We start from the raw sequence: 25,686 nt of genomic DNA, 5'->3' as shown, positions 1-25,686 counted from the left end.
TCAGCTAGCAACCAGTTATCTTTAGCCCAAAAATCATGGCTATTCGTAGATAACGTTGTCAAGCATAATCACATCTCGTAAGTTGGCTCCTAGCAAATCTGTGCCTGCTAAGTTAGCGCGAGTTAAGTTAGCACCCACTAGGTCAGCGTTGCGCAGAATGGCTCCTCGCAGGTTAGCATCACTGAGATTTGCCTTCTGCAAACTAACCCCTGTCAAATTAGCTCCTGCAAGATCAGTTTCTCGCAAAACTGCTTCTCGCAGATTCGCACCTTGCAGATTCGCTGCACTTAAAATGGCTCCTGTCAAATCTGCTTCTAGTAGATCTGCCTGACTTAAATCAGCCCCAATCAGAATCGCACCCACAGGCTTGGCTCGGCGTAGATTGGCTCGGTTCAGATCGACTCCAGTTAAATTAGTACGACTCAAATTTGCACTGTTTAAATTGGCTTCCGTTAGATTAGCCAGAGCTAACTTGGTTCCAGCTAGATTGGTGCGGCTGAGGTTGGCTCCAGTTAAATCAACCTCGATCAAATGAAGACCTGACAAATCAAGATCGCTCCAATCTACCCCACAGAAATTACGTTCTCCAGCAGCATATTGCTGACAGATTTGATTGGCATTCATGCTAAATCCCTACTGACTCCTCTCAATTAATTCCACCCAAAATTGTCAAGGATCTAGGAATGTAGAAACATCCTAAAAATGGCGCGTTTTCAGTGCTCTTAGCGCTGAAGTGGCTAGCAGTATTACTAGTTCGTAGGGCCAAAACTCAACTAAGCTAATTCCCAATTTTTAGGATGGGGTGTGATAAGTATCACGTATTTTTGGTGTCTCAGTCGCTTTTCTTGTGCAAATCAATTACACAATAAGTCAAGAGGGATTTATGTTTAAGTCTTTATGCGCTCAGGTTATAGCAATTAAGGTGAGTGCAGTTAAAAAATTACAGCTTGGAGCAACTTAGCCTTTATGGAACTCTTAGAATATCTAGAAGAATTAGAAGACCGAGTGCAAATATTATTGCCACTAGTTGGTGAATATCTAGATCAATATCTGAGCTTAGAGCAAGTAGATAAGCTACTCATGGCTGATGAACCCCAGCAGGAAGAATATTAAGCTGTTCGCTCTATCTCACTGCTCTCCCTCACGGTTCTGCTTTAAATAGTGCAATACCAGAATTTTTTTGAGCCTCTCTTCCCCAGCCCCTCTCCCTAAGAAGAGGGATGCTGTAGGCGGGAGGAGATTCAGATGCTCTTTAAGCCATGTACCTAGCGAACTTGATTGAGCTGAGCAATGACGTTGCGGTAACCATCGGCTCGACCCAATTTGAGATAAAGATTCGCAGCGGTTTCCATGTCTGCCAGTGCCTGTTGGCGATTGCCTTGGCTTAATTGCAGTAAGCCTCGCTGGAAGTAAGCATCCGCATTACCTGGATTGATTTGGATGGCTTGGCTATAGTCTTCGATCGCTCCCTGGTTATCTCCAGCGACTTTGCGGTTCATGCCTCGTTCGGTATAAGCGGTATCGTTGCTGGTGTTCATGCTGAGAGCTTGGGTGTAGTCTTCCAAGGCTCCTTGGGTGTCTCCAGCATTAGAGCGAGCTTTGGCACGAGTGGCATAAGCCACAGCGTAGTTGGGATTGATCTGCAATGCTTGGGAGTAATCGTTGGTCGCCCCCTGTTGGTCGCCTAGAGCTGCTCGCGCGTCACCTCGACCTTTGTAGGCTTCTGGGTAGTTAGGTTGTAGTTGAATTGCTTGATTGAAATCAGCGATCGCAACTTGAGGCTGTCCCATAACCACGAGAGCAAACCCCCGATTTGCGTAGGCTTCCGCGTAGCTAGAGCGGACTCGAATTGCATCGGTGAAGTCGTCCACTGCCCCCGTTTGATTGCCATTCGTGGCCCGGATAAATCCCCGATTGAAATAAGCTTCAGCGTAATCAGGGTTGAGTTGCACTGCGCGATCGAGATCGTCTAGAGCGGCATTGCGATCGCCCAAAGCTGCCCGAATCACACCTCGGTTCAAATGAGCTTCGGCATAGTTTTGGTTGTACTTGACTGCCTGATTGAAATCCGTCAGAGCGGCTTGGCTATCTCCTAAAGCAGAATGCACAAACCCTCGATTCAGATAGGCAGCGGCATAGTCGGGTTTAAGGGCGATCGCTTGATTAAAGTCTTCTACGGCTGCTTGAGAATTGCCACCTTGGTAGTAAAGATTGCCCCGATTCACGTATGCAGTTGGATCAGTGGAGTTTAGCTCGATGGCTTGATTAAAGTCTTCTAAAGCTCCTTCTTTGTCCCCTAGCGTAGACCGGATGTAGCCACGATTCACAAAAGCTGAACCGTAATTCGGGTTGAGTTCGATCGCTTGGTCAAATTCTTTCAGAGCTGCGTCGTAGTTTTCTTGCTTGGCTTGGGTAGCTCCGCTGCGATAGAAATCTTGAGCCTTTGGCTGTTTGGTTTTCTCAGATTGAGCCAAAACAGTTGGGCTTAGTCCACCCAACAAGAGAACAGCTCCCAAAATTGTGATTGCTCTATGCACGATCTTCATGGCTTGACCTCACGGTTCTAGGCAGGGACGCGATTCACGAGAGGTGGATTCTAGGTAGCATGGCTCCTGAATTTCCCCTAGTTCATTTTGCCCACTCTCGTCAAAATTCATAAAGTTTTCCTGAAAATTACTGGTTTCCACAACGGTCGTCAAGGTGGGTGGGTTCAAATAGCTGTTTTCTGGAACTTCACGCAGTATTTTTGAAGTTAACTGATGACTCTGGCTGCTAAATGGGCACTAAGTAGATAGGTGCTTGGCAGTGCAGCAAAGCGATTACAAGTCCAGGCACTAGCTCAGGTAAATCCAGGAGAAAACCGAGTGGGCATTTTTGACAAGATTAGAGGCGAATTTGTTGATATCGTTGAGTGGCTCGATCAAAGCAACGATACGATCGCCTATCGGTTTCAGCGCCACAACAATGAAATTAAGATGGGAGCTAAGCTGACGGTACGACCTGGGCAGAAGGCAGTATTCATCAACGAGGGCCAAATTGCTGACACCTTTAGCCCTGGTCTTTATGACTTAACGACACAAAATTTACCGCTTCTCAGCACTCTAAAAGGTTGGCAATACGGATTTAATTCTCCCTTCAAAGCAGAAGTTTACTTCTTTAATACCAAGATTTTTACCAACCTGAAGTGGGGCACGCCCAATGCCATCACGATTCGTGACCCGGAGCTAGGCCCAGTCCGCCTAAGAGCGTTTGGCAGCTACAACATCCGGGTCGCAGATCCTGCTCAACTGATTCGCCAATTGGTGAGTACTGATGGCTTATTCCAGGTGGATGAAGTCAGCGACCAAATTCGCAACATGATCATCACAGCCTTTGCCACCTGGTTTGGTCGAGGCAATATTCCCTTATTTGACTTTGCATCTCGCTATGGTGAGATGGGAGAAACCATTCGAGCAGGGATGCAGCCAGAAGTACAGCAATTTGGGTTGGAACTTACCCAGTTATTAATTGAGAGTGTTTCCCTGCCTCCCGAAGTTGAAACGGCTCTCGATAAGCGAGCCTCGATGGGCATTTTGGGCAATATGCAGCAATACGCTCAGTTTCAAGCAGCTAACGCGGTTGAAGCGTCGGCTAACAATCCGGGTGGCGGCAATCAAGCGTTGGATTTTGGTGTGGGTTTGGCAATGGGGCAGCAACTCATTTCTAATCTCCAAGGTGTACAAGCGCCAGCGCCTGCCCTTGGAATGCCTAGTGGAGCGTCTGGGATGCCTCCTGCACCACCACCACCGCCTGTGCAAGTTCAATGGTTTATTTCACGGGGTGGTCAAAATCTAGGGCCATTTACTCCAGATCAACTGCCTCAAAATGGCTTGACTGCTCAAACCCATGTTTGGCGATCGGGGATGGAAGGCTGGAAGTTGGTGACAGAAGTGCCTGAGTTGGCCGCTGTTTTAGCTTCAATTCCACCTGCACCTCCTGCTAGCTGAACTCCCCATTATGACTACCACCCAACCGCTGATCAAACAATTTCCTTGTCCTGGTTGTGGGGCAAGTTTGCAATTTAATCCTCAAGCGGGGCAACTGAAATGTCCTTACTGTGGTCGAGAGGAAATCATTCCTCAAAGTGCCGAACAAGTGGTGGAGCGATCGTATGAGGAATATCTCAATCCAGGTCGGACGAAAATGGCGGCGCTCTCCGCAACAGCGATGGAGGTGTCTTGTCCGGGCTGTCGGGCACAAATTGAGTTTGAGCCACCCGATGTGGCTGGGCTATGTCCCTTCTGTGGCACCAGTATTGTGGCGCAACCACAAGCAGCAGATCCTCTTATTGCCCCAGAAGCCGTGTTGCCGTTTAGTGTGGGGCAAAAAGCTGCCCGTGAAAAAATTCACCACTGGTTAGGCAAGCTCTGGTTTGCGCCTAATGGTCTGAAAAAAATGGCGCAGCATGAAGGGTTGCAAGGCATGTACTTGCCCTTCTGGACCTATGACTCGTTCACGGTAAGCCATTATCAAGGGGAACGGGGAACGTACTACTACGTGACAGAGACTTATCAAGAAACCGATTCTGAGGGCAAAACGGTTACCAAAACTCGACAAGTGCGGCATACTCGCTGGAATTCTGTATCTGGCCGAGTCGATCGCTTCTTTGATGATGTGTTGGTAGCAGCTTCACAGTCTGTAGATATTGAGCGCTTAGAAGAGTTGGAGCCTTGGGATTTGTCGCGGTTGGCTCCCTATAATCCTTCGTTTTTGGCAGGGTTTAAGGCTCAACGTTATCAAGTCAACTTGCAGGAAGGATTTGAAACCGCTAAAGGCAAGATGGCTCCGGTGATTCACTCAGATGTGCGCTGCAACATTGGTGGGGATGAGCAGCGAGTACATTCTGTGTCCACGGCCTATAGTGCGATTACCTTTAAGCACATTCTTTTACCTGTATGGCTTTCGGCTTACCGCTTTAACAATAAGCAGTATCAGGTAATGGTGAATGCCCAAACGGGAGAAGTGTTAGGCGATCGCCCCTACAGCATCTTCAAAATCACAATGGCGGTGCTTTCTGGGCTTGCGATCGTGGCGGGTACCTGGTTTGGTATTGATGCCTATCAACAGCGGCAACTCCCGCAGCCCGAACCTGTCACCGCACCTTCGCTCTCCGATCCAGCCATGTCTCCTGAGTCACCAACGGTAATGCCGACTGCATCCCCGAAAACGACTCCAGCGCAATCTACTAAACCAGTTGATGCTAATGATCCATTTCGGCAAGCAATCAACCGAGCGACAAAAGCCTCAAGCTTGGGGCAGTCAGCAGAAACTGAGGGCGATTGGTATGCTGTGGCAAATCTGTGGAACCAATCAATTCTGCTTCTAGAAGAAGTGCCACCGGATAGTGCAAATTACGAAACGGCTCAAACGAAGTTGCAGGAGTACCAGCGCAACTTCGACTACGCTAAGCAACAACAGGCTGAAGCTGCGCCTTAACTTGCCCCTACTCCCTAATGCTAATAGTTACCGCTGAGGCGTAATTGGCGCGTGAAGTTCTTCCACAGCGGTGCTCGATATCCTGCCAGATTGAGGGTAGGTGCTTGGAGTGTTTCGGAGCTAGGAGTCGAACCCGCACTCCAGGGGCGACGAATTGTGGTTGACTCGGCTAAAAAGGCTCGTCCATAGGTGTTGAAGATGTCTTGAGCTTCACGGCAACTAACCTGCAATTGACCAATCGGGAGGTTGTTAGCTGAGTAAGACCATTGAAAGATTTGTATGGGTTGATTAAAGGGGAAGGTGAGTCGCCGCTGGCATAGGGCATCGGTGACTTCATACATCTTGGCGATGTGCAGCTCGTAAAGGCTGAGTTCGCTGTTGAAAGAGGCCCGGTCGTGATCGCGATTGGGGACGGAGAAGCTAGCAAAGACAATGCCACTTACATCCACACCGCTGATGACGATGCTATTAATCGCCACTGGGGTTCTGGCGATCGCAGGCGGCAGACTAGCGGTAAGACTAGCTAGAACAGCTAATACAGCAGTACATGAGATAACTAATTTGGGAGTCATGATTGTTCTCCTGGTGCAGGAGTCGTAATCTGAGAAGCCGAGGGACTGTGGCTTCTAGTTCTATCTTGCCTGCTATCACTGCCTGCAACCAAGATAGTAAACGAGCTAGGATCACCAAGTTGCGATCGCGGCAAGGAAATTATGCGGAAGCGGCATTGGATTTGGGTAGCACTCTTTTTATTGACAGTGCTGGTGGGTTTAGTGGCAGGCCAACATTGGCCCATGCGATCGCCGAAATATATGGTGGTGAATCATTTCCGCAAGGATACAGCCCTATCTGAGCAGCTTTCCCAATTTGCACCGTCAGCGCCCGACTCCAGCACTGCTCCACCCATTGCTCAGCGGGTCAATGCTCCTGCGGTAGATGCCAAGCGTTTGTTTGATCATGTGCAAGCGTTGGCGTTTGAGCGGCATAGCGAGAGCGATCGCCTTCAGGCGCGAGAATACATTTTGCAAGTACTGGAACGAGCAGGTTGGCAGCCTCATCTGCAAGTGTTTAGCAGTGGGGTGAATGTGGTGGCGGAGCGACCAGGCACCGACCCGCAAGCAGGCAGCATTCTCGTGGCCGCGCACTTTGATACAGTCCTGGGATCTCCTGGAGCCGATGACAATGCGACTGGAGTGGCAACCACGCTGGAAGTGGCTCAATTATTGGGTGCGCGCTCGACTCCCCGGACTTTAAGAGTGACTTTTTTTGACCAGGAGGAGCGGGGGTTACTGGGAAGCTTCGCCTACGCCTCGAATGACAGCTTGTTAGATAACTTGCAAGGGGTGATCATCCCAGAAATGCTGGGCTATGCTTGCTACCAACCGGGATGCCAAAAATATCCGGTGGGGTTGCCTTTCCAGCCGACGACGACCCAAGGCGATTTTTTAGCCGCGATCGGTGATCAAGAACATTTACCCTTGCTAGAAGCTTTCCATCAGTCAGCCAAACCGAATCTACCAGCGGTGATTACTTTGCCCATACCACTGCGGGGTTTATTAACTCCAGACTTGCTCCGCAGCGACCACGCCCCGTTTTGGCAAAAGGGTATTGGGGCAGTTGTGATCAGCGATACCGCAAATTTCCGCACACCTCACTATCACCAACCCAGCGACACTCCAGACACCATTGACCAGAAATTCTTTGCAGGGTCTGCCCAAGTGGTTGTGAATGCAGTTACGGCCTTGCTGGAGAGTCGCGATCGCTTGGCTACATAGGCCAATTCACCGTAACGAGATTATCTGTAGGCTAGAAACCTATAGGCTAGAGACTACTGATTTAGCTTCAGCGTATCCAGTGAAGATCAATCTTCCGTAGGATGTAACGAGTATTTTCTCCTGCCAAGGTAAAGCTAAAGCTATACCTAGGATCTTATGAAAGCACTGCTGCTCTATCCTCGGTTTCCCCAGTCTTTTTGGTCGTACGATCGCTGCATGGAGATGGCTGGACTCAAAGCCGTCATTCCTCCCTTGGGCATTATCACAGTTGCTGCACTCCTCCCTCAAGACTGGGAGATTCGGTTCTACGATCGCAACGTCAAAGTTGAAACCGAGGCAGACTGGGAATGGTGTGACATAGTCATCCTCTCGGCCATGCTGGTGCAGAAACCAGACTTCCACGCCCTGATTCAAAAAGCAGTGCAATTGGGCAAGAAGGTGGCCGTGGGCGGGCCGTATCCCACCTCGGTACCGCAAGACGCTCTAGATTCTGGAGCACATTATCTGATCCTAGATGAAGGAGAGATGACAGTGCCGCAGTTTTTGGCGGCGATCGCGCAAGGGGAATCTCAAGGAGTCTTTCGTTCTCTCGAAAAACCAGATGTCAGCTTAAGTCCTCTGCCCCGTTTCGACTTGCTGCAACGCGATGCCTACTTCATGATGGCAATTCAGTTTTCGCGGGGTTGTCCTTTTAATTGTGAGTTTTGTGACATCATCACGCTCTACGGTCGCAAACCCCGCACCAAAGAACCACAGCAAGCTTTAGCCGAATTACAAGCGCTGTATGACTTGGGCTGGCGAGGCTCGCTCTTTATTGTGGATGACAACTTTATTGGCAATCAGCGCAACGTCAAACGCTTCTTACGAGAATTGATTCCCTGGATGCAGGAGCACGACTATCCTTTCACTTTTATGACCGAAGCTTCTGTGAACTTGGCAGAAGATGATGAACTACTACAGATGATGCGAGCAGCGGGTTTCTACGCAGTCTTCCTCGGGATTGAAACGCCGGATCAAGACAGCCTCCAGGTGACGCGCAAGATGCAGAATACGCGTAACCCGCTGATCGAGGCTTGCCGCAAAATCAATGACGCAGGATTGCTGATCTACGCTGGCTTTATTCTGGGCTTTGATGGAGAACGCTCAGGTGCGGGAGAGCGAATTCAAGCTTTTGTGGAACAAACGAGTATCCCTCAACCCATGCTAGGGATTTTGCAAGCTCTACCCAACACGGCTCTGTGGAATCGGCTGCAACAAGAGCAACGCCTAGTTGAAGGTACAGGCGTGACAGATGTGGGTGATCAAAATACTCTCATGAATTTTGTTCCGACTCGTCCGATCGCGGAAATTGCTAAAGAGTATGTCGAGGGTTTTTGGACTTTATATGAACCTACCAATTACCTAAGACGCTGCTTTCAGCAATGTCTCAACATTACGCCCCAATCGGATCGCAAGCAGACGATGCAGTTTACGCCGGGTAGAGGGTTGCGGCTGGTGAGCCAGTTAATCTGGCATCAAGGGATTCGACGACCCGAAATTCGGGCACAGTTTTGGCGACAGTTATGGGCGATCGCTCGAACTAAACCCCAGACTCTGGCCATGTATTTGAGCCTATGCGCTGTGGGAGAGCACTTTTGGGAATATCGAGTTTTAGCGAAACAACGAATTACTGAACAGCTCGGTTACGACCCGACTACGACCCCTGTGGTAACTGAAGCCCAACCCACATTAGTCAGGCTCTGACGCTGCCACCAGCGCTTCCTCAGGCATGATTCAAAAGCCACAGGTCGATCGCCAACGCGAACACCAAGCCAACGAACGAACATTTCTGGCTTGGCTACGAACCTCGATTGCGTTGATTGGGTTTGGCTTTGCGATCGCCTTGATCCCACGAAACCTCTAGAATGAGCGGAAGAGAACAACTGTTAGAGACTGATGGCTCGCACTCCTACGCTCTCCTTTGATCGGGGTACATTGATTTTGCATCCACCACCGAAAGGTAAAGCGTGGATTGAGTTTGCCACTTGGGACGACCGGGTAGAACGCTTCCGAATTCCGGCGATTCATTACCGCGAATTGGTAGAAGCGTTGCAATCTGATGGCACCGCCTTTGAAGATCAAGCCAGAATTTTTGCACCGTTGCCGTTGGTGGCGAGTGTGGAGATGCAACCTTATCCTCATCAAAGCGAGGCGCTAGCGGCCTGGATCGAGGCGGGGCGGCAGGGAGTGGTGGTATTGCCCACAGCGGCAGGGAAGACCTATCTAGCCCAAATGGCGATGCAAGCGACGCCTCGCCACACGTTGATTGTGGTGCCCACGTTGGATTTGATGCATCAGTGGTATGCGCATCTAATGGCCGCTTTCCCCGATGTCGAGATTGGTTTGTTGGGTGGAGGCTCCCGCGATCGCACCCCCATTCTCGTTTCTACCTACGACAGTGCCGCCATCAACGCTGAATCCTTGGGCAATCAATATGCGTTGCTAATTTTTGATGAATGCCACCACTTACCCAGTGACTTTAATCGCGTCATTGCCGAGTTCGCGATCGCCCCTTACCGATTGGGTCTCACCGCTACGCCAGAACGGGCTGATGGCAGACATACCGATTTAGAAACTCTAATTGGGCTAGAAGTCTATCGCCGCACCCCTGAAGAACTCTCTGGAACTGCACTGGCAAATCATGAAGTGGTGCAGATTAAGGTGAAACTGTCGGCTCAGGAGCGCGATCGCTATGATGAGTTGATTAAAACTCGCAATCAGTTTTTGCAAGATGTGAATATCCGGTTGGGCAGCATCCAGGGATGGCAGCGGTTTGTGCAGGCGAGTGCGCGATCGCAAGCAGGACGGAGAGCCATGTTAGCCCACCGAGAGTCGAAGGAGATCGCCCTAGGCACAGAAGGAAAGCTCCGAGTCTTAGCAGATCTGTTGTCGCAGCACCACCCAGAACGTATCCTGATCTTCACCAACGACAACGCCACCGTTTATCGGATCTCGCAAAACTTCTTGATTCCAGCCCTGACTCACCAAACCCCAGTCAAAGAACGCCACGAAATTCTAGACCGCTTTCGCAACGGCACTTACAAAACTTTGGTGACATCTCATGTTTTGAATGAAGGCGTAGATGTGCCAGAAGCCAGTGTTGCAGTGATTCTCTCTGGCACAGGCTCGCAGCGAGAATTTATTCAACGCTTAGGTCGCGTGCTGCGTAGAAGTAAAGAAGGCGAGAAATTAGCCATGCTGTATGAAGTGGTGGCAGAGCAGACCAGCGAAGAAAACACTTCCGATCGCCGTCGTTCTACGACTGCCCCGACGACTGCCAAATTCAAGCCCAAACCCGCGCAGCCACACCGACAATTAGAAATTGTTCCCTCAAATCCTGTATCTAGCCCTTACGAGATAAGCGCCCATGCTACCCACCGAGCTGCTGATTCACCGTTACAGTGGGGAGGAGATCATCCCGAAACGCCTGAAGATTGAGGCGACAAATATCGCGATCGCCTCTGAGCTAATTTCTCTGTTTCGAGATGTGGTGGGACAGACGCAGGGAGAACTGAATCGGCAACTCCAAGAGCTAGAAGGAGATACCCCCGACTATCGGATGAAGCGGGGTTTGGCACATTTGCTTAAGAGTGCCATGTGTACCTTTGAGATCATTAGTCCCCTAGAGCCGCAGCAGTTACGAGAACGAGTTTTTGCCTTTGCGGCGAATACGCTGCCCAGCCTCCAAGCTACTCCCCAAATATTGGATCGCTTAGCAGATTTGTTGAGTAAGGAGTTAGAGCGAGAAGTCTTTCCCGACCAAATTCGCGCGGGTTTATATGCAGACTTGGCAGAGAACCGTATCCTGACGCAGTTTGAGGAACCCACGCCCGAAGCGTTGCTGCATCGCTACAACTTGTCGCAAGTGCAGGGCGTATTCTACAAAGCCAGCCACATTATTCTAAATGTGCATCGCAACGATCCGGGTGAGTACAAGCTGCTGTTCCGCTACCTGAAGCTATTTCAACTGATGACCTACATTGAAGGTGATGCGGATCATGGCTTTACGATCACGATTGATGGGCCTGCTAGTTTGTTTAAGGTCAGCACCCGCTACGGCTTGGATATCGCTAAACTCATTCCAGCAATGCTGCATGTCACGAAGTGGAACCTGAAAGCGACGCTGCAAACCCGTGACTTCTACACCAATGAACCCAAATTACGTCACTTCAGCCTCAAAGATGACTGTGGTTTGGTAACGCATTATCCTCCCGGTAAGCCCTACGACAGCATGCTAGAAGCGTCCTTCGCCGATCGCTGGGACTCCTTGAAATCAGAATGGCGGCTAGAACGAGAAGTGGATTTAATCCCGATCCCTGGCAGTGTGATGATTCCCGACTTCCGCCTGGTACATCCTGATGGTCGGACGTTTCTGCTCGAAATTGTGGGTTATTGGCGACCCGAATATCTCCGCAAAAAGTTCTCGCAGGTGCGCCAATCTGGTTGCGACAATTTGATTTTGGCGATCTCCGAGCGCTTAAACCTCGAAAAAGCAGGCGTGAAGGTGCAGGATACTCCGGCGCGAATTGTTTGGTTTAAGGATAAATTGGCCCCCAAAGTAGTGTTGGCCGCGATCGCCGATGTGTAAATTTGCTGAAACATAAATCTGATTGACTCGTCAACTGGACGGTCGGGGTCATCAATTAGATCGACCTCACTGAACGACGCAATCTCTAGCACGTTCGTTGAACCTGATCCGTAAACTTCGGTGAAAGGGTTGAATTCAAAGACTCTAGCGGGTTTAAAGGATAAGTAATTCGTAGAGTTGGCACAGTCAGGAGGGATTTATAAAGATGCACCGTTTGCTCAGCACTGTTTCTTTGGTGGCATTACTACAAGGATTGCAATTAGTAGTCCAAGCGCAACCCCTTCCAGGTGTGCCGCCCTTAGATGAACTGATCGAAATGACCACACCTGTCGCTGACCCGATCGCCCAGGTGGTCGCTGCGGGGTTGATGACGCGGGATCGCAATGGAGATTTTCGTGAGAATGACTTACTCAGTCGCGCCGAACTTGCCTCCATCTTGGTAAAAACCTTTCAGTTAAATCAGCGAGCTGCGGCTAAACAAGGTGAACCAGTCCCTGTCGATGATGTCTCACCTAATTACTGGGGTTACAAAGACATTCAAACGGTGCTGAAGACGGGCACTATGACTGGGTATCGGGGTCGGCTGTTTTACCCCAATCAGAAAATGACCAGAGCCGAAGCTTTGGCAATTTTTGCTCAAGCCTATGGGGTGTACCAGTTCCCAGATGCCACTGTAAAGGCAATTTTGGCTCGCTATCCTGACTCGCAAAACATTCCTGCCTGGGCCCGCAAAGCAATGGCAACGGCCTTGAATGAAGGTTTTGTCAATGTAGAAGCAGATCAGATTAATCCGCTCCAGCCGATTACTAGAGGGGATTTGGCTTATGCGTTGAGTCAGTATTTAGCGCGTCAAACCAGACCTGATTCTGCGCCTGCTCAGGAAACTCAACTTCCTCAGGTTCAATCTACTCCTCAAGCCACTCCTCAACCCGTTCAGGCTCAACCCGTTCAGGCACAGCCCGATCAAGGTCAGCCTGCTCAATAGGTAAGATGGGCAGGTGAGATGTTCTAAGAACCCTATGCCTGACCATCCAACGACTAATGATGTCTGCCGTCATGCCCCAGCTACGGCTCGCAATCGAGAACCGATCCTACGGATATTGCAAAAGGTCTTGCCTCCTACAGGTACAGTCTTGGAAGTGGCGAGTGGAACTGGGGAACATGCCATCTTCTTTGCGCCACGTCTCCAGCCTCGGATTTGGCAACCGAGCGATCCTAACCCCGATATGGTGGCTAGCATTGCCGCATGGCAGCAGGAATGGCCTGCGGATAATTTGCGATCGCCCCTGCAACTAGACACGCGAGACTCTACTTGGCCGATTGAGACAGCCAGCGATGGCAGCGAGCGCCCAGATCCAACCATTACCGCGATCGTCTGTTGCAACATGATTCATATCGCGCCTTGGTCGGCTGGTCTAGGGCTGCTAGCAGGTGCGGGCCGCATTCTCCCCCCAGATGGCATCCTGTATCTCTATGGCCCCTATAAGCAAAACGGACAGCACACCGCTCCTAGCAATGAGTTGTTTGATGAATCGCTGCGATCGCAAAATCCCGATTGGGGAGTACGAAACCTAGAAGATGTCGTCGCCGCAGCCAAAGCCCAAAACTTGATTTTCCTGGAAACTGTACCGATGCCCGCCAACAATTTTTCTGTTGTGTTTCAGCATGGATAGTTGTTCTTTAGGTCGTTACTTGCGGCGGATGCCAGCCACGCGATCGCCTTTTACCATAGAAACGAGATGTAGAAGGAGCCGCGAACCATGTATATGATTAGCATCCCAGAGCCACAAATTCCGACTCCTGGCCCTGGCCCTCTAGAACCAAACCCTGGCCCCATGATTCCAGAGCCTGTTCCTGGCCCTGTGCCCGAACCGATTCCTCAAGTTGTGCCGCAAACGGTTCCTGGCCCAGTTCCAGAGCCTGTTCCCGCGCCGATTCCGCAGACAGTCCCCGCACCAATTCCACAAACGATTCCGGAACCGCAATAAAATCAATATCAGCCCATCTGCTGATTTGTTTACTAACGCAACCGAACTGACATGCTAAGAGCCGGGATTGTTGGACTGCCCAACGTTGGAAAATCAACTTTATTCAATGCTTTGGTCGCGAATGCCAAAGCCCAAGCTGCCAACTTTCCTTTCTGCACCATCGAGCCAAATGTTGGCGTGGTTGCGGTTCCGGATGAGCGGCTGCAAACACTCGCCAAGATTTCTAGCTCAGCAGAAATCGTGCCCACGCGGGTTGAGTTTGTAGACATCGCCGGATTGGTGAAAGGAGCCAGCAAGGGAGAAGGGCTGGGTAACCAGTTTCTCGCCAACATTCGTGAAGTCGATGCGATCGTGCATGTGGTGCGCTGCTTTGAGAATGACGACATCATCCACGTCTCTGGTTCGGTTGATCCAGTCCGCGACATCGAAGTGATCAATTTAGAACTAGGATTGTCTGATTTGTTTCAGATCGATCGCAGGATTGAGCGCACCCGCAAAAATGCCCGCACTAGCAAAGAAGCCCAAATTGAGCTGGGGGCATTGGAAAAACTGAGTGCCGCCCTTAATGAAGGCCAACAAGCTCGTCAAGTTGACCTGAACGAGGAAGAAGAACTCATCGTTAAGCCTCTAGGTCTGCTAACCCGCAAACCCATCATCTATGCGGCCAACGTTGCGGAAGATGATTTGGCAGCAGGGAATGCTCAGGTGGAGCAAGTGCGACAGTATGCAGGCTCGGAAGCGCAAGTGGTGGTAGTCTCGGCTCAGGTTGAGTCAGAACTGGTCGAACTTCCCGAAGATGAGCGTCAAGATTTCTTGGCTTCCTTAGGTGTGGAAGAAGGTGGCCTTAAATCTCTGATTCGCGCTACTTATGAACTTTTGGGTCTCCGCACCTATTTCACCGCTGGCCCTAAAGAAACTCGCGCCTGGACAATCAAAGCTGGGATGTCTGCTCCTCAAGCCGCTGGCGTGATCCACTCCGATTTTGAACGTGGCTTCATCCGAGCCGAAACGGTTGCGTACAAGGATTTGACCACTACAGGTTCAATGGCTGCTGCCAAGGAAAAAGGCTTAGTCCGCAGTGAAGGCAAAGAATACATCGTCCAAGAAGGCGACGTGATGCTTTTCCGCTTCAACGTTTAAGTTCAACACACAAAAGGTTTTAGAGGTGGGCGATCGCTCACCTTTTTGTTGCTTAAAGCAAAGGAATGGGCACTCTCAATTCAGCCATCAAAGCTGATCGACAATGGTCATCTCCTTACATCGCAACTACACTTCTATTCTTAACTATTTATTAGACGCTAAAGCCTTCGGCAGAAAGCTAGGTAAGAGTTTTGGCGAAGCAACTAAAGAAGAATTTAACCATCTAATAGATGAGCTTTTCGATAATCATTTGTATCCTTTTGCTAATCATGTTGAATATGTTGCTACAGAACTCATTAAGAATGGAGAATCCGTAGCACATCAGATTATTAAAGACACTATTGAGCAAGTCACTGATTTGCTTGAAAACCTTTTCAAGAAAGCTCAAGTTGGAACAGATGCTTTAAAGGATTTAATTGAGTCCACCTTAAAAGAAATAGAACACCTAGAAACAAAATTCTTTCAAGATGCCAATGCTCTCATTGATCGCATTGCAGAATTTCTAGCAGGTGAAATAACTAGATTGGAATTCGAAATTAAAAAATTTAGACATTTTCTACCTGCACCGTGGGATCAATGCAAGCAGCAATTAAACATTCATTGGAAGAGCGGTTTAGATCTTTCAAACTTAGAGATCTATCGGCTCATGGAATGCTACGAACTGAGCAAACTCAATGAGAATAAACCTGTCGAGAAGATTATTGAGACTTATGCCCAACTCCAACACAGCGCCGTTTTAATGAAGTATCTAGCAAGAGGTGCACCTGCTTTTCAAAATATTTTTATTAAAGACTGGTTCAAATATGGTCAGCTCTGTGAATTTTGGCATCAATATATTTAGCTATTCATTATTCAGGTAAATTTGGAGAGCAATTAAGATGGGAAGTACACCTTTACAATGCATTGAAGAAGCGCTTCAGAAGTTAGATCTCGCTAGACGTGAGCTAGAAGCAGCTACAGCAGAAGCTCAAACCCTCAGAACTGAACTGGATACGGTTAAAACAGAACTCAAAGAAGCTCAAACAGAATTTAAAAAGACTCAGACAGATTTAAAAGAAACCAGGCAGAATCTTAAAGATTTGCAGGCGGGTCTCAAGAAAGGTTCAGTTGTAGTTCAAAAGGCAGTAATGCTGAAGGGCAGAGATGAAAAGCATTGGATGAGGTTTGCAAAATCAGATAAAGTTAATCACCATTGCTTTGAAGTATGGAATAGCAATGATGACACTTGGCACGATGATATCCGAGTTAAAGCCACAACATTTCTAAAAGCACGAGATGATCATCACTGGATGGCTTGTCACTATGTTGATAGCAGAAACTATGATGTTTTTAGAGTATGGAAATCAGGTGATACTTGGCAGTCTACTGTGCGTGTCAAGGCTTCCACTCATCTAATTTAAACGATTAATTGGGTGGGATGATTTATATCATCGCTTGCCCACCCGATCGCTCTATTTTTTCTTTTTACCTTTTTTCTTGGATTTGTCGGAAGAGGATGAGCCGAAACCTGAAACTTCTTGTTTGGGTTTGGCTATCGCAGAAAAATCAATCACGGGGCGTTGAGCGGCTTCAAATCGGCGTTGGCGCAACTCTAGCTCGGAGACCATGCCTAGATCTAGCTGTACCGCCTCCCAATCGCCCGCGATCGTGTCATCCACTCGATTAGCAGCAAAGGCTCTTTCCATAACCGGGGCAGCTTCCACCGCCTTCAGGTCTAGCAATGCTGCAACCAGCATGCCGTTAAGCACTGGATTGTTTTTAGTAAACTGCTCTAGCTGATGGGCGATCGCGTTAATAGATTGCTCTCGTACTTCTGGATACTGCTGAGCAATTTTGACCAAAGCCTCAGATGCTGCGGTTCGTGCCCATACCCCATGCGTTTTATCTACCAAGTAATGGTTAACGGCTGGAATAGCAGCGGCTCCAATCATGCCCAACACTTCAGGCACTTCTTCACCGATCCAGTCATTGCCTTCTTCGTCTATCCAGTGGAGCAAACCTAGCAAAGGTTCGATCGCTGCCTCAGCCCGCAATTGACCAAGCGATCGCCAAGCGTGAATCGGTGCCCAAATCTCTAAACCTTCGGACTCTATTGTCCATAACTCTTCATCCGTAGCCATCCGAATCAAGTCTGGAATATGCTCTGGCCCTAGCCCTAAATCTTGGAGATAATTGGGCCATTCAGCCATCGACTTTCGACAATCACCAAAACTGAGGAGTTGATCAACGGGAGGAGCATAATTTGGGTTCATATCTTTCACCGGATGCTGGCTTGAATAGCTCTATTTTTAAGGTCAGCCGATTCAGAACTCAAGTTTTCTGGAGAGCGATCGCTCTTTTCTCGATTAGTCTAAACTCCAATTATGGGTTTTATATTTGCGATCCGGATATCACCTTGTTTGAGATCTCGGACGATGTAGCGTAATGCGAATTCACGTCGAAACCTTTACGGTTCACAAGCGATTCCCCCTCACCATCAGTCGAGGTACCACGGCTCAAACGACGAATGTCTGGGTGCGGGTGGAACAAGATGGCATTGCAGGTTGGGGGGAAGGTTCTCCCTTTTCAGTGGGGGAAACGCCGCAAACGACAGAGGCGATCGCTCTCGCTCAACAGTTGCAGCAGATAGCCCCCGCCTTGGAACCGTTCCATCCCCTCGATCGTCAGCAGATTGAACTGGTTTTACGGGAAGCTCAACTCCCTTCAGCGGCTCATGCGGCTTTAGATATCGCGTTACTAGATTGGCTGGGTCACAAAGTGCAGTTACCGCTGTGGCAGTTGTGGGGGTTGAATCGCGATCGCATTGTCCCGACATCCGTCACCATTGGCATTAATCCGCCAGAGGTAGCGCAGCAACGGGTTAAAGATTGGCTGCAACTTACTTCGGCAAAAGCTTTAAAGGTCAAACTGGGTAGCCCCGATGGTACTGATGCCGATCAAGCCATGTTAGTTGCTATTCGTGAGGTTGCACCACCGCAAATCAAGATCAGCATTGATGCCAATGGTGGCTGGAGTCTCACTAATGCGATCAAAATGAGTCAGTGGCTAGAGCAACAAGGCGTGACCTATATAGAGCAACCCCTCCGTCGAGGTCAGGAGCAAGACTTGCCAGAACTGTACGAGCGATCGCCTTTGCCGATTTTTGTGGATGAAAGCTGTTTTACGAGTCGAGATATTCCGCCCCTCAGCGATCGCGTTCATGGCATTAATATCAAGCTGATGAAGTCGGGTGGGTTGACCGAGGCAATGCGGATGGTGCATACAGCTCGCGCTTGTGGCCTCCAGATCATGTTTGGTTGTTATTCTGACAGTAGCTTGCTCAATACTGCTGCCGCTCAGCTCTCCGCCTACGCGGATTATTTAGATCTCGATAGTCACTTGAATCTGCTAGACGATCCATTTAAGGGTGCCACAATGCAGGATGGACGTTTACTGCCCAACGATTTGCCTGGTTTAGGAGTTCAACATGCGTCTCAGCCCTAAACATCGCGTCGCCATTCTGCTCCACGAGGGAATTCGCGGCTCTCAGGGGAAAACAGGGCTATCCCTCTTGCGCTACAGCGATGCCAACATTGTGGCAGTGATTGATCAACAGTGCGTCGGAGAATCCCTGCTCGACCTAACTGGCATTCATCGTTCTGCGCCCATCGTGGCGTTTGTTGCTGAGGCTCTAGCTTATAAGCCTGATGTTTTGGCGATCGGGATTGCGCCTTCGGGTGGCATTTTGCCAGAGGCTTGGCGACAAGAAATTCAACAGGCGATCGCGGCGGGTGTTTCTGTAGCAAATGGCCTGCATACGCCCTTGGCCCAAGACCCAGAACTCCAGGCGCTCCTCCGCACGGATCAGTGGATTTGGGATATGCGCCAAGAGCCAGCAGGCTTAACGGTGGGTAGCGGACAGGCGCGATTGCTGGATTGCTTGCGGGTGCTGCTAGTGGGCACCGACATGAGCGTGGGTAAGATGTCTACTGCCTTAGAACTCCACCAAACTGCGCTACAGCGGGGCTTGCGGGCTAAGTTCCTCGCTACGGGTCAGGCGGGCATGATGCTGGCAGGAGATGGGATTCCTCTAGATGCAATCCGGGTTGATTTTGCGGCTGGCGCTGTGGAACAGTTGATGCTGCGCTCAGGTACAGACCAAGACATTGTGTTTGTGGAAGGCCAGGGTTCGTTGCTGAACCCTGCTTCTACCGCGACTTTACCGTTGTTGCGTGGCTCTCAGCCCACCCATCTCGTGCTAGTGCATCGGGCAGGACAAACTCATATTCGCAATCTCCCACATGTGCTGATTCCACCATTACCGCAGGTGGTTGAGCTGTATGAAACTGTGGCAACCGCAGGAGGAGCTTTTGCACCTGCTAAAGTTGTGGCGATCGCCCTCAACACGGCTCACCTAGACACAGGCGCCGCAAAGCAAGCGATTGAGCAAACCCAACAAGAAACGGGCCTCCCTTGTACCGATCCAGTTAGGTTCCGCGCTGATTTATTGTTAGATGCAATTTTGGGCGATCGCTAATTGCCAGCAATGCGTTAATCCACCACGCGGATTAAACCCGTCTGCAAACCATCAAAAACGCGAGTAATTTGCTGTTGATCTTCTGCACTCAAAAAATTTTTTGCGAGCAGTGCTGACATGAAGCGGTTTTGCTCGGTACGACTAATGCGACGGGATGCCAAAATCCGATCAACAAGTTCCTGGATTGCCATGTTCACAAGATGACCCTGATGCAGATAACGATCTGAACTATTTTCTTCGTATAAGAATATTAGATTTTTATTGATTTTTAGCAATTTTATTCCAAGAACTTTATTGACTCGGCTCAGGCTCTTAAAACCTAAAGCTCTAGTAACTTAAGCTACCCAAAAGAGCACGCTTGTTCTCCTGTCAACCTCAACTTGTGACCCTTTCATCCCTCATCCCTCATCCCTCACTTTTCATCCCTCATCCCTCATCCCTCACTTTTCATCCCTCATCCCTCATCCTTCTTAATCCGTAGGGATTACCATTGACTCAGCCCTACAGAATCTTATAGAGTCGCGGAAGTAGGTCTAATTTCTCTGCCTTTAGAGGTGGTGCAACCGTTACAGCACCAAGCTTTCAGGCTAAAAAGTTAAGATATTTAAAGATACTTTACAGCTTCCTCACCATGCAAGTTACCCAAGCCAGCAGCATTGCTCCCCTATCTGGTCAGTATTGGCAGTGGCGGGGCCAACCAATCTACTATGTCCGAGCAGGCGAGCGATCGCCTCACCGTCCTCCATTGCTGTTGATCCACGGCTTTGGAGCCTCAACCTTCCATTGGCGCAAAAACGTGGCTGGGTTGAGTAACGATTTTGAAGTTTGGGCGATCGATTTGCTGGGCTTTGGGCGATCGGCAAAACCCAACTGGCAATATAGCGGCGAGCTGTGGCGAAACCAAATTCACGACTTCATCACCGAGATGATTGGCCAGCCAACGATTTTGGGAGGTAACTCTTTGGGAGGCTATGCGGCCTTGTCTGTGGCAGCCCAGCACCCTGAAGATGCCGCAGGTTTGGTTTTGTTTAACAGTGCTGGCCCCTTTAGCGATGCTCAGCCTGCCCCCAAGAAAGACCCGATCCGAGAAGTGTTTGGCAGCTTTGTGCAGTCATTGTTTCAGCAACCTTGGGCCAGCTATGTTGTGTTTCAATACACCCGCCAGCGTTCTGTGGTGCGCCAGACGTTGCAGAAGGTTTATCTCGATCAGGCTGCCATCACGGATGATTTGGTCGATGATATTTTGCGAGCAGCCAGTGACCCCGGTGCCGTAGATGTGTTTGCATCGGTCTTTAAGACGCCCCAAGGTGACAAGGTAGATGTCTTGCTGGGACAACTTCAGTGCCCTTTGCTGATGCTCTGGGGCGAGCATGACCCCTGGATGAACTCTAGAGCCCGCAGCGTCAAGTTCCGTCAACACTACCCGCAACTGACTGAGCATTTCCTGAATGCTGGGCATTGTCCCCATGACGAAGTACCGGATCAGGTCAACGATCTAATTCGATCCTGGGTTAATTCCCTTGCGAGTTAGCTTTCAACGGTGGCGATCGCTCTTTTTTCTGAAAGAAGGGCGATCGCTGCATCTAGAGAGGTCAACCAAAAGAGAGTAAAGAATTTGTAGAAGTTCTCCTGCTGCTTCCACCCATTCCCTAATAATGGATTGATTTTGTGAATGGAGGAGTGGGTTTATGCAATGGAGAGCGATCGCTTATCAGGTAGCGACTGTTGGCAGCGTTTTGGCAATCTGGGGACTACAACATGCTTCCGCCCAAGCCGCTTTGTTGGTTGGGAATACCGCAGGCAACAACGTTCTGATCTTTGATGAGCGTACAGGGAAACTAGGGGGTGAGTTTATTGCCGCCGGAAGTGGAGGTCTGATTAGCCCAGATGATCTCACTTTTGGCCCAGATGGCGATCTCTACGTCAGCAGCGGCGACAACTTTTTAGGGGCAATTCTGCGTTACGACGGCAAGACCGGACAGTTTCTCGGTCGCTTTGACCAAGGAGGTGCGCTAATTCGTCCCTACGGTTCAGCCTTTGGCCCAGATGGCAAGCTTTATATCAGCAGCTTCTTAACCGATCAAATTCTTCGATACGACGGCCAAACGGGAGCTTTTATTGATGTGTTTGCGGCAGGGAATGGCCAACCCAACGGATTGAATGGGCCTAACGATCTGGTATTTGATGCGGCTGGCAATCTCTATGTCACCACGCAAGGCAGTATTGCAGCTCCCGGTGATGGAGATGGCGACGGGGATGTAGAACCTGGTGAGATTGCGGCTAACTTTCCCGGTTTGCCCAGTCAAGTACTGCGCTTCACTAATAACAACGGTGTACTCAGCTCCACCCCGACTGTTTTTGCGGATCAACCACAACCGCTGCCTCTCAGTTTTGGCTTTGTGAGTTTCTTAGGGCTGGCGATCGCCCCTAACGGAGATCTGGCTACTACCGACTTCGCCAATGGTATCCGCAGCTATGACTTAGCCACAGGCGCACTCAAGTCAACGATTGCAACCAGCTACGCCACCTTCAACGACAACGGCCAGCCCCGCAGCAGCAACTTCATCGGCAACCTCACCTTCGCCCCCGACAACAAACTCTACACCGTGGGTTTTGACTCCCGGAACAACAACTTCGGAGCCATCCTCCGCTACGACGGCACTACAGGCCAACCTTTACCCAGCCCTGGCAACACCAATGCAGTCTTCGTTGCCACAAACTCCAACCTCAAGCGCCCGATCGGCATCACCTACGCCCCAATCAGTGTCCCTGAACCCACTACTGCGGTTGGTTTATTTGCCTTTGGCATTGCAATGACAGCCTTATCTTTGAGACGCGATCGCAAATCACCTAATACTTAAAACAAACAAGGCGATCGCTCTTTTTGTAAGGAGAAGGGCGATCGCTCTCTAACTATTGAGCCAGTCTCACTAAATCACTGGCAATTCATTATTCTGGGATTTAATAAAGCGGCAAACCTGTTTAGAGCATTTGAGCCTTGGGGAACACTGTGAGCTAGGCGCTAGAGCATCAACACAGAATTAGAACTCTAGGGACTTCAGTAGGCTTAGCACTCGCAAGGTTATGCAACAGAAAGGCACTATTAAGTATCTCCGCAAGAGTGAAGGGAGAATGGGGATGGGCTACATTGCTCCCGAATCTCCGATTCCTGACTATGGCAAGGATGTTGTATTTTTTGAAGGCGACTTGGAAGAATTAAATTTTGAGTTACTACAGAAAGGTATGGAACTGGGGTTTGTCTTAGAACAAAGGCAGACCAAAACTGGAGATATAGAATGGATTGCTCGTGATGTACGCAAATTTGTACCACCTCCTGAAAAAAGAGTTATTTCTATCCCAACTTCTACCAAGCCCAAGGCTAATCCAGAGTCTCCAGTAAATGTCCATCCTTTTTCATACAGAACCTTCTTGGAGAAATTAAGCGATTCCTTCAACTCAATAGGAAGAATCAATAACAGTGGTGAATTTGAAGATGCGGTCTTTTCACTTCTAAGGCTTCTTGGAATTCATTCCGTCTATCAATACAGTAGAGAATCACAGGCTGGAAAGGCTGATGGGTTCTTTATTCTAGAGAACTTAGCTGTCATGTATGATTGCACTCTGAGAGACTCCTTCGAAGAGTATAAGAAGGATCAAATCGAGAATTACATCAATAAGCTGAGCAATAAAGCACAACTAACAATTGAGACAAGAAGAGCTGACGGAGGGCGTGGATCGAAAACACTTCAGATCCAAGGTAAATCTCGTCAGGTCTGGATCATAACCAAAGGCAATACCCGCGAGCTTTTAGACTTTGATGGAATCAAGGTCAAAGAAGTAGCTATAAAAGATTTGATTACAATTGCAACTGAGCGTTGCTCAGAGCTTAGCTATGATGCCGAGTATCTTTCGAGCAAGTTAGTCAGGTTAGGGGCTTGAGCTGATAAGAGCTTTAGAACCATTCGAGATCGCTCATTCTGGGCGCTAGACTACTGGTCTGAAGAGAATGGTGCTGCTTACCCAGTTGCTAGAACTGCTACAGACATCACAGGTGAAGTTGCGATCGCCCTCACCTCCAAGTGCAAAGGAGCATTACAAACTCTCAAGAATTGCCCTAGCTGCGTGGAAATGAGGATGGTACAGGGAATACTTTCTACACCGTTTGGTCTTTTAGGGCACCTATAACACTAGCCAGCATCTAGTGTCTTAAGGTCAAATGTGTAAAACCCCTCGCAGCTGTTAAGGAATCATTATCACAATGGGCAAGACTGCCATCACAGACCGCTTGCGCTACAGATTCGACAACTTCATGTCCAGAGGTACCGTATCCCTCATTAGTGGACTGGCGTTGGTCTCTCTGGCATTTATCCTAGTGATGGCCTTTTTGGTGAGCTTGACAGGGATTGCGCCAGAAGGTGGCGATCGCCTCAGTCTCCCCGAAGCCGTCTGGGGAGTGTTGATGCGAACCTTAGATTCAGGTACAGTCGGCGGTGACACAGGCTGGGTTTTTCGCCTCACGATGCTGTTTGTCACCTTTGGCGGCATTTTTGTAGTCAGTACTCTGATTGGTCTGCTCAGTAGCGGCATCGACACCAAGCTCGAAGACCTCCGCAAAGGGCGATCGCGGGTAATTGAAACCGACCATATCGTGATTTTGGGTTGGTCACTTCAAGTCTTCACGCTGGTCTCGGAACTAGCTTTGGCTAATGCCAATCGGCCCGACACCTGCATTGTCGTCCTGAGTGAAGAAGACAAAATGCAGATGGATATTGCCTTGGCAGATACATTGGGTAAACTGCCTCGGATTCGCCTAGTCTGTCGTACGGGTAGCCCTAGCAGCATGGCAGACCTAGGTATGGTGAATATTCAAACCGCCCGCTCCATCATTATTCTCAGTCCCCACAATCAACGAGCGGATACACAACTCGTTAAGACTCTGCTTGCCATTACTAATATTCCGCGATCGCTGCCTCAGCCTTATCACATTGTGGCCCAGGTTCAGAATCCCAAGAGCCTGGATGTCATTAACTTAGTAGGACAGAACGAAGTAGAAGTACTACTGACCAACGATTTAATTTCGCGCATCGTGGTGCAAACTTGTCGGCAATCGGGCTTGTCCCTTGTTTACATGGATCTGCTCGATTTCAGCGGCAACGAAATCTACTTCAGAACCGAGCCAACGCTGCAAGGACAGCCCTATGGTAAAGCGCTTCTGGCTTACAACGATTCCACGGTGATTGGGATTAAACATACTGATGGCACCATTCAGCTCAACCCCTCTGTAGAAACACCGCTCCAACCAGGCGAACACCTGATCTTGATTAGCGAAGATGACGATACCATGCGACTCTCTAGCTACTCGGAGCCGCCCATTAATCCACAAGTGATTCGGTTAAAGGAGCGTCAGCCTGCCGCAGCAGAGCACACCTTGATTTTGGGTTGGAACGATCGCGTGGTTGAAATTATTCAGCAGCTCGATCAATACGTTGCCCCTGGTTCTACAGTGAGTGTCACTCCAGGTTTTCCGGAAGCCGAGGTTGACCTCTCTGCGGAAACCCTCAAGTTGCAGCGACAAACGATGCACTATCGCTCCGGAGACCCCACCGAGCGGCGAGTCTTGGAGAGCTTGAACTTGACTCAATATGACCATGTTGTGGTCTTGTGCAATCCGGATCTCGATCCTGAGGAATCGGATGCCGAAACACTTGTCAGACTGCTACACCTGCGGGATATCGCGAATCGCCACAACCACGACTTCCAAATCGTCACAGAAATTCTGGATGTACGGAACCAAGCCTTAGCCCAGGTGGCACGGCCCGATGATTTTGTCATTAGTGAGCAGATTATCAGCCGGATGCTGGCTCAGGTCGCAGAACAGAAAGGCTTGAATGCTGTCTTTGCTGACCTTTTTAACCCAGAAGGTTCCGAGATTTATCTGAAGCCAGTGGATGACTATGTCGCGATCGCTCAACCTGTGAATTTCTACACCGTGGTTGAGGCAGCTAGACAACGAGGAGAATCGGCGATCGGTTACCGTTGCAAAGCCGATGCTAACAACGTGGCTAGAGCTTACGGTGTGGTAATCAATCCTAAAAAAGACCAACCCGTTACATTCTCTCCGCAAGATACGATTATTCTTTTGGCTGAGAGCTAGAAGTTGTGGGG

At 49.5% G+C, this 25,686-nt stretch carries 25 protein-coding genes and 1 pseudogene; 21 read left to right on the top strand and 5 right to left on the bottom strand.

Annotated features, from left to right (window positions below; translation table 11 throughout):
- Nucleotides 1-39: 39 nt before the first annotated feature.
- Nucleotides 40-624 carry a pentapeptide repeat-containing protein gene (locus KME12_05585; protein ID MBW4487243.1) on the bottom strand — a complete coding sequence of 195 codons (585 nt, stop codon included), beginning with the start codon at nt 622-624 and terminating at the stop codon, nt 40-42.
- Between the two features lie 342 nt (nt 625-966).
- Here KME12_05585 and KME12_05580 point away from each other — a divergent pair, with 342 nt between their 5' ends.
- Nucleotides 967-1,113 carry a hypothetical protein gene (locus tag KME12_05580; GenBank protein ID MBW4487242.1) on the top strand — a complete coding sequence of 49 codons (147 nt, stop codon included), beginning with the start codon at nt 967-969 and terminating at the stop codon, nt 1,111-1,113.
- 152 nt (nt 1,114-1,265) lie between these two features.
- Here the strand turns inward: KME12_05580 and KME12_05575 are convergent, their stop codons facing one another.
- Nucleotides 1,266-2,546, bottom strand: coding sequence for a tetratricopeptide repeat protein (locus KME12_05575; protein ID MBW4487241.1), 1,281 nt, complete (start codon nt 2,544-2,546; stop codon nt 1,266-1,268).
- Between the two features lie 318 nt (nt 2,547-2,864).
- Between KME12_05575 and KME12_05570 the strand changes: the two genes are divergently transcribed.
- A complete protein-coding gene (locus KME12_05570; GenBank protein MBW4487240.1) occupies nt 2,865-3,986 on the top strand; it encodes an SPFH domain-containing protein in 1,122 nt (373 codons plus the stop codon).
- Nucleotides 3,987-3,996: 10 nt separating this feature from the next.
- Nucleotides 3,997-5,475, top strand: coding sequence for a hypothetical protein (locus tag KME12_05565; protein MBW4487239.1), 1,479 nt, complete (start codon nt 3,997-3,999; stop codon nt 5,473-5,475).
- Between the two features lie 20 nt (nt 5,476-5,495).
- Here the strand turns inward: KME12_05565 and KME12_05560 are convergent, their stop codons facing one another.
- On the bottom strand, nt 5,496-6,047 hold the full coding sequence (locus KME12_05560; protein ID MBW4487238.1) for a hypothetical protein: 552 nt from the start codon (nt 6,045-6,047) through the stop codon (nt 5,496-5,498).
- 141 nt (nt 6,048-6,188) lie between these two features.
- Between KME12_05560 and KME12_05555 the strand changes: the two genes are divergently transcribed.
- The 11 genes and pseudogenes from KME12_05555 (at nt 6,189) to KME12_05505 (ending at nt 16,405) form a co-directional block, all read left to right on the top strand.
- Entirely contained in the window at nt 6,189-7,250 is a 1,062-nt protein-coding gene (locus KME12_05555) for a M28 family peptidase (GenBank protein MBW4487237.1), read from the top strand.
- A gap of 156 nt (nt 7,251-7,406) precedes the next feature.
- Nucleotides 7,407-8,993, top strand: a complete 1,587-nt coding sequence (locus KME12_05550) for a DUF4070 domain-containing protein (GenBank protein MBW4487236.1) — start codon at nt 7,407-7,409, stop codon at nt 8,991-8,993.
- Nucleotides 8,994-9,018: 25 nt separating this feature from the next.
- Nucleotides 9,019-9,132, top strand: a pseudogene (locus KME12_05545) (DUF202 domain-containing protein).
- Nucleotides 9,133-9,185: 53 nt separating this feature from the next.
- On the top strand, nt 9,186-10,727 hold the full coding sequence (locus tag KME12_05540; GenBank protein ID MBW4487235.1) for a DEAD/DEAH box helicase family protein: 1,542 nt from the start codon (nt 9,186-9,188) through the stop codon (nt 10,725-10,727).
- Entirely contained in the window at nt 10,657-11,877 is a 1,221-nt protein-coding gene (locus tag KME12_05535; GenBank protein ID MBW4487234.1) for a DUF790 family protein, read from the top strand. Before KME12_05540 ends, KME12_05535 begins: the two co-directional genes overlap by 71 nt.
- A 205-nt stretch (nt 11,878-12,082) precedes the next feature.
- A complete protein-coding gene (locus KME12_05530) occupies nt 12,083-12,862 on the top strand; it encodes an S-layer homology domain-containing protein (GenBank protein ID MBW4487233.1) in 780 nt (259 codons plus the stop codon).
- 34 nt (nt 12,863-12,896) lie between these two features.
- Entirely contained in the window at nt 12,897-13,550 is a 654-nt protein-coding gene (locus tag KME12_05525; GenBank protein MBW4487232.1) for a DUF938 domain-containing protein, read from the top strand.
- A 117-nt stretch (nt 13,551-13,667) separates the two neighbouring features.
- A complete protein-coding gene (locus KME12_05520) occupies nt 13,668-13,865 on the top strand; it encodes a hypothetical protein (GenBank protein MBW4487231.1) in 198 nt (65 codons plus the stop codon).
- Nucleotides 13,866-13,916: 51 nt separating this feature from the next.
- Nucleotides 13,917-15,005 (top strand): redox-regulated ATPase YchF, encoded by a 1,089-nt coding sequence (gene ychF, locus KME12_05515; GenBank protein ID MBW4487230.1) that lies wholly within the window; start codon nt 13,917-13,919, stop codon nt 15,003-15,005.
- Nucleotides 15,006-15,108: 103 nt separating this feature from the next.
- On the top strand, nt 15,109-15,846 hold the full coding sequence (locus KME12_05510) for a hypothetical protein (GenBank protein MBW4487229.1): 738 nt from the start codon (nt 15,109-15,111) through the stop codon (nt 15,844-15,846).
- Nucleotides 15,847-15,883: 37 nt separating this feature from the next.
- Nucleotides 15,884-16,405, top strand: a complete 522-nt coding sequence (locus KME12_05505; GenBank protein ID MBW4487228.1) for a hypothetical protein — start codon at nt 15,884-15,886, stop codon at nt 16,403-16,405.
- 51 nt (nt 16,406-16,456) lie between these two features.
- On the opposite strand, the gene KME12_05500 is transcribed toward KME12_05505, so the two are convergent.
- Nucleotides 16,457-17,257 carry a DUF1186 family protein gene (locus KME12_05500; GenBank protein ID MBW4487227.1) on the bottom strand — a complete coding sequence of 267 codons (801 nt, stop codon included), beginning with the start codon at nt 17,255-17,257 and terminating at the stop codon, nt 16,457-16,459.
- On the opposite strand from KME12_05500, the gene KME12_05495 reads away from it, so the two are divergent.
- Genes KME12_05495 through KME12_05485 form a run of 3 tightly spaced genes read left to right on the top strand, consistent with a single transcriptional unit; the run spans nt 17,248 to nt 19,521 of the window.
- Nucleotides 17,248-17,430: a hypothetical protein gene (locus tag KME12_05495; GenBank protein ID MBW4487226.1), complete on the top strand. Its 183-nt coding sequence runs from the start codon at nt 17,248-17,250 to the stop codon at nt 17,428-17,430. The genes KME12_05500 and KME12_05495 overlap by 10 nt on opposite strands.
- Nucleotides 17,430-18,488, top strand: coding sequence for a dipeptide epimerase (locus KME12_05490; protein MBW4487225.1), 1,059 nt, complete (start codon nt 17,430-17,432; stop codon nt 18,486-18,488). Before KME12_05495 ends, KME12_05490 begins: the two co-directional genes overlap by 1 nt.
- Nucleotides 18,472-19,521 carry a DUF1611 domain-containing protein gene (locus tag KME12_05485; GenBank protein ID MBW4487224.1) on the top strand — a complete coding sequence of 350 codons (1,050 nt, stop codon included), beginning with the start codon at nt 18,472-18,474 and terminating at the stop codon, nt 19,519-19,521. The genes KME12_05490 and KME12_05485 overlap by 17 nt, the downstream gene beginning before the upstream one ends.
- A gap of 14 nt (nt 19,522-19,535) precedes the next feature.
- On the opposite strand, the gene KME12_05480 is transcribed toward KME12_05485, so the two are convergent.
- Nucleotides 19,536-19,718, bottom strand: a complete 183-nt coding sequence (locus tag KME12_05480) for a hypothetical protein (GenBank protein MBW4487223.1) — start codon at nt 19,716-19,718, stop codon at nt 19,536-19,538.
- A 434-nt stretch (nt 19,719-20,152) separates the two neighbouring features.
- Between KME12_05480 and KME12_05475 the strand changes: the two genes are divergently transcribed.
- The 4 genes from KME12_05475 (at nt 20,153) to KME12_05460 (ending at nt 25,675) form a co-directional block, all read left to right on the top strand.
- Nucleotides 20,153-21,052: an alpha/beta fold hydrolase gene (locus tag KME12_05475; GenBank protein ID MBW4487222.1), complete on the top strand. Its 900-nt coding sequence runs from the start codon at nt 20,153-20,155 to the stop codon at nt 21,050-21,052.
- 157 nt (nt 21,053-21,209) lie between these two features.
- Nucleotides 21,210-22,382 carry a PEP-CTERM sorting domain-containing protein gene (locus tag KME12_05470; protein ID MBW4487221.1) on the top strand — a complete coding sequence of 391 codons (1,173 nt, stop codon included), beginning with the start codon at nt 21,210-21,212 and terminating at the stop codon, nt 22,380-22,382.
- Between the two features lie 277 nt (nt 22,383-22,659).
- Complete coding sequence (locus tag KME12_05465; protein ID MBW4487220.1) at nt 22,660-23,460, top strand: hypothetical protein; 801 nt, start codon at nt 22,660-22,662, stop codon at nt 23,458-23,460.
- A gap of 319 nt (nt 23,461-23,779) precedes the next feature.
- The gene (locus tag KME12_05460) at nt 23,780-25,675 is read left to right on the top strand and encodes a hypothetical protein (GenBank protein MBW4487219.1); all 1,896 of its coding nucleotides are present in this window, start codon (nt 23,780-23,782) and stop codon (nt 25,673-25,675) included.
- Nucleotides 25,676-25,686 lie beyond the last annotated feature (11 nt).

This window comes from Trichocoleus desertorum ATA4-8-CV12 (genome assembly GCA_019358975.1).
In the GTDB taxonomy this organism is placed as follows: Bacteria; Cyanobacteriota; Cyanobacteriia; order FACHB-46; family FACHB-46; genus Trichocoleus; species Trichocoleus desertorum_A.
Note: the sequence above shows the minus strand (reverse complement) of the source record. Positions and strands in the feature narration are given on the sequence as shown.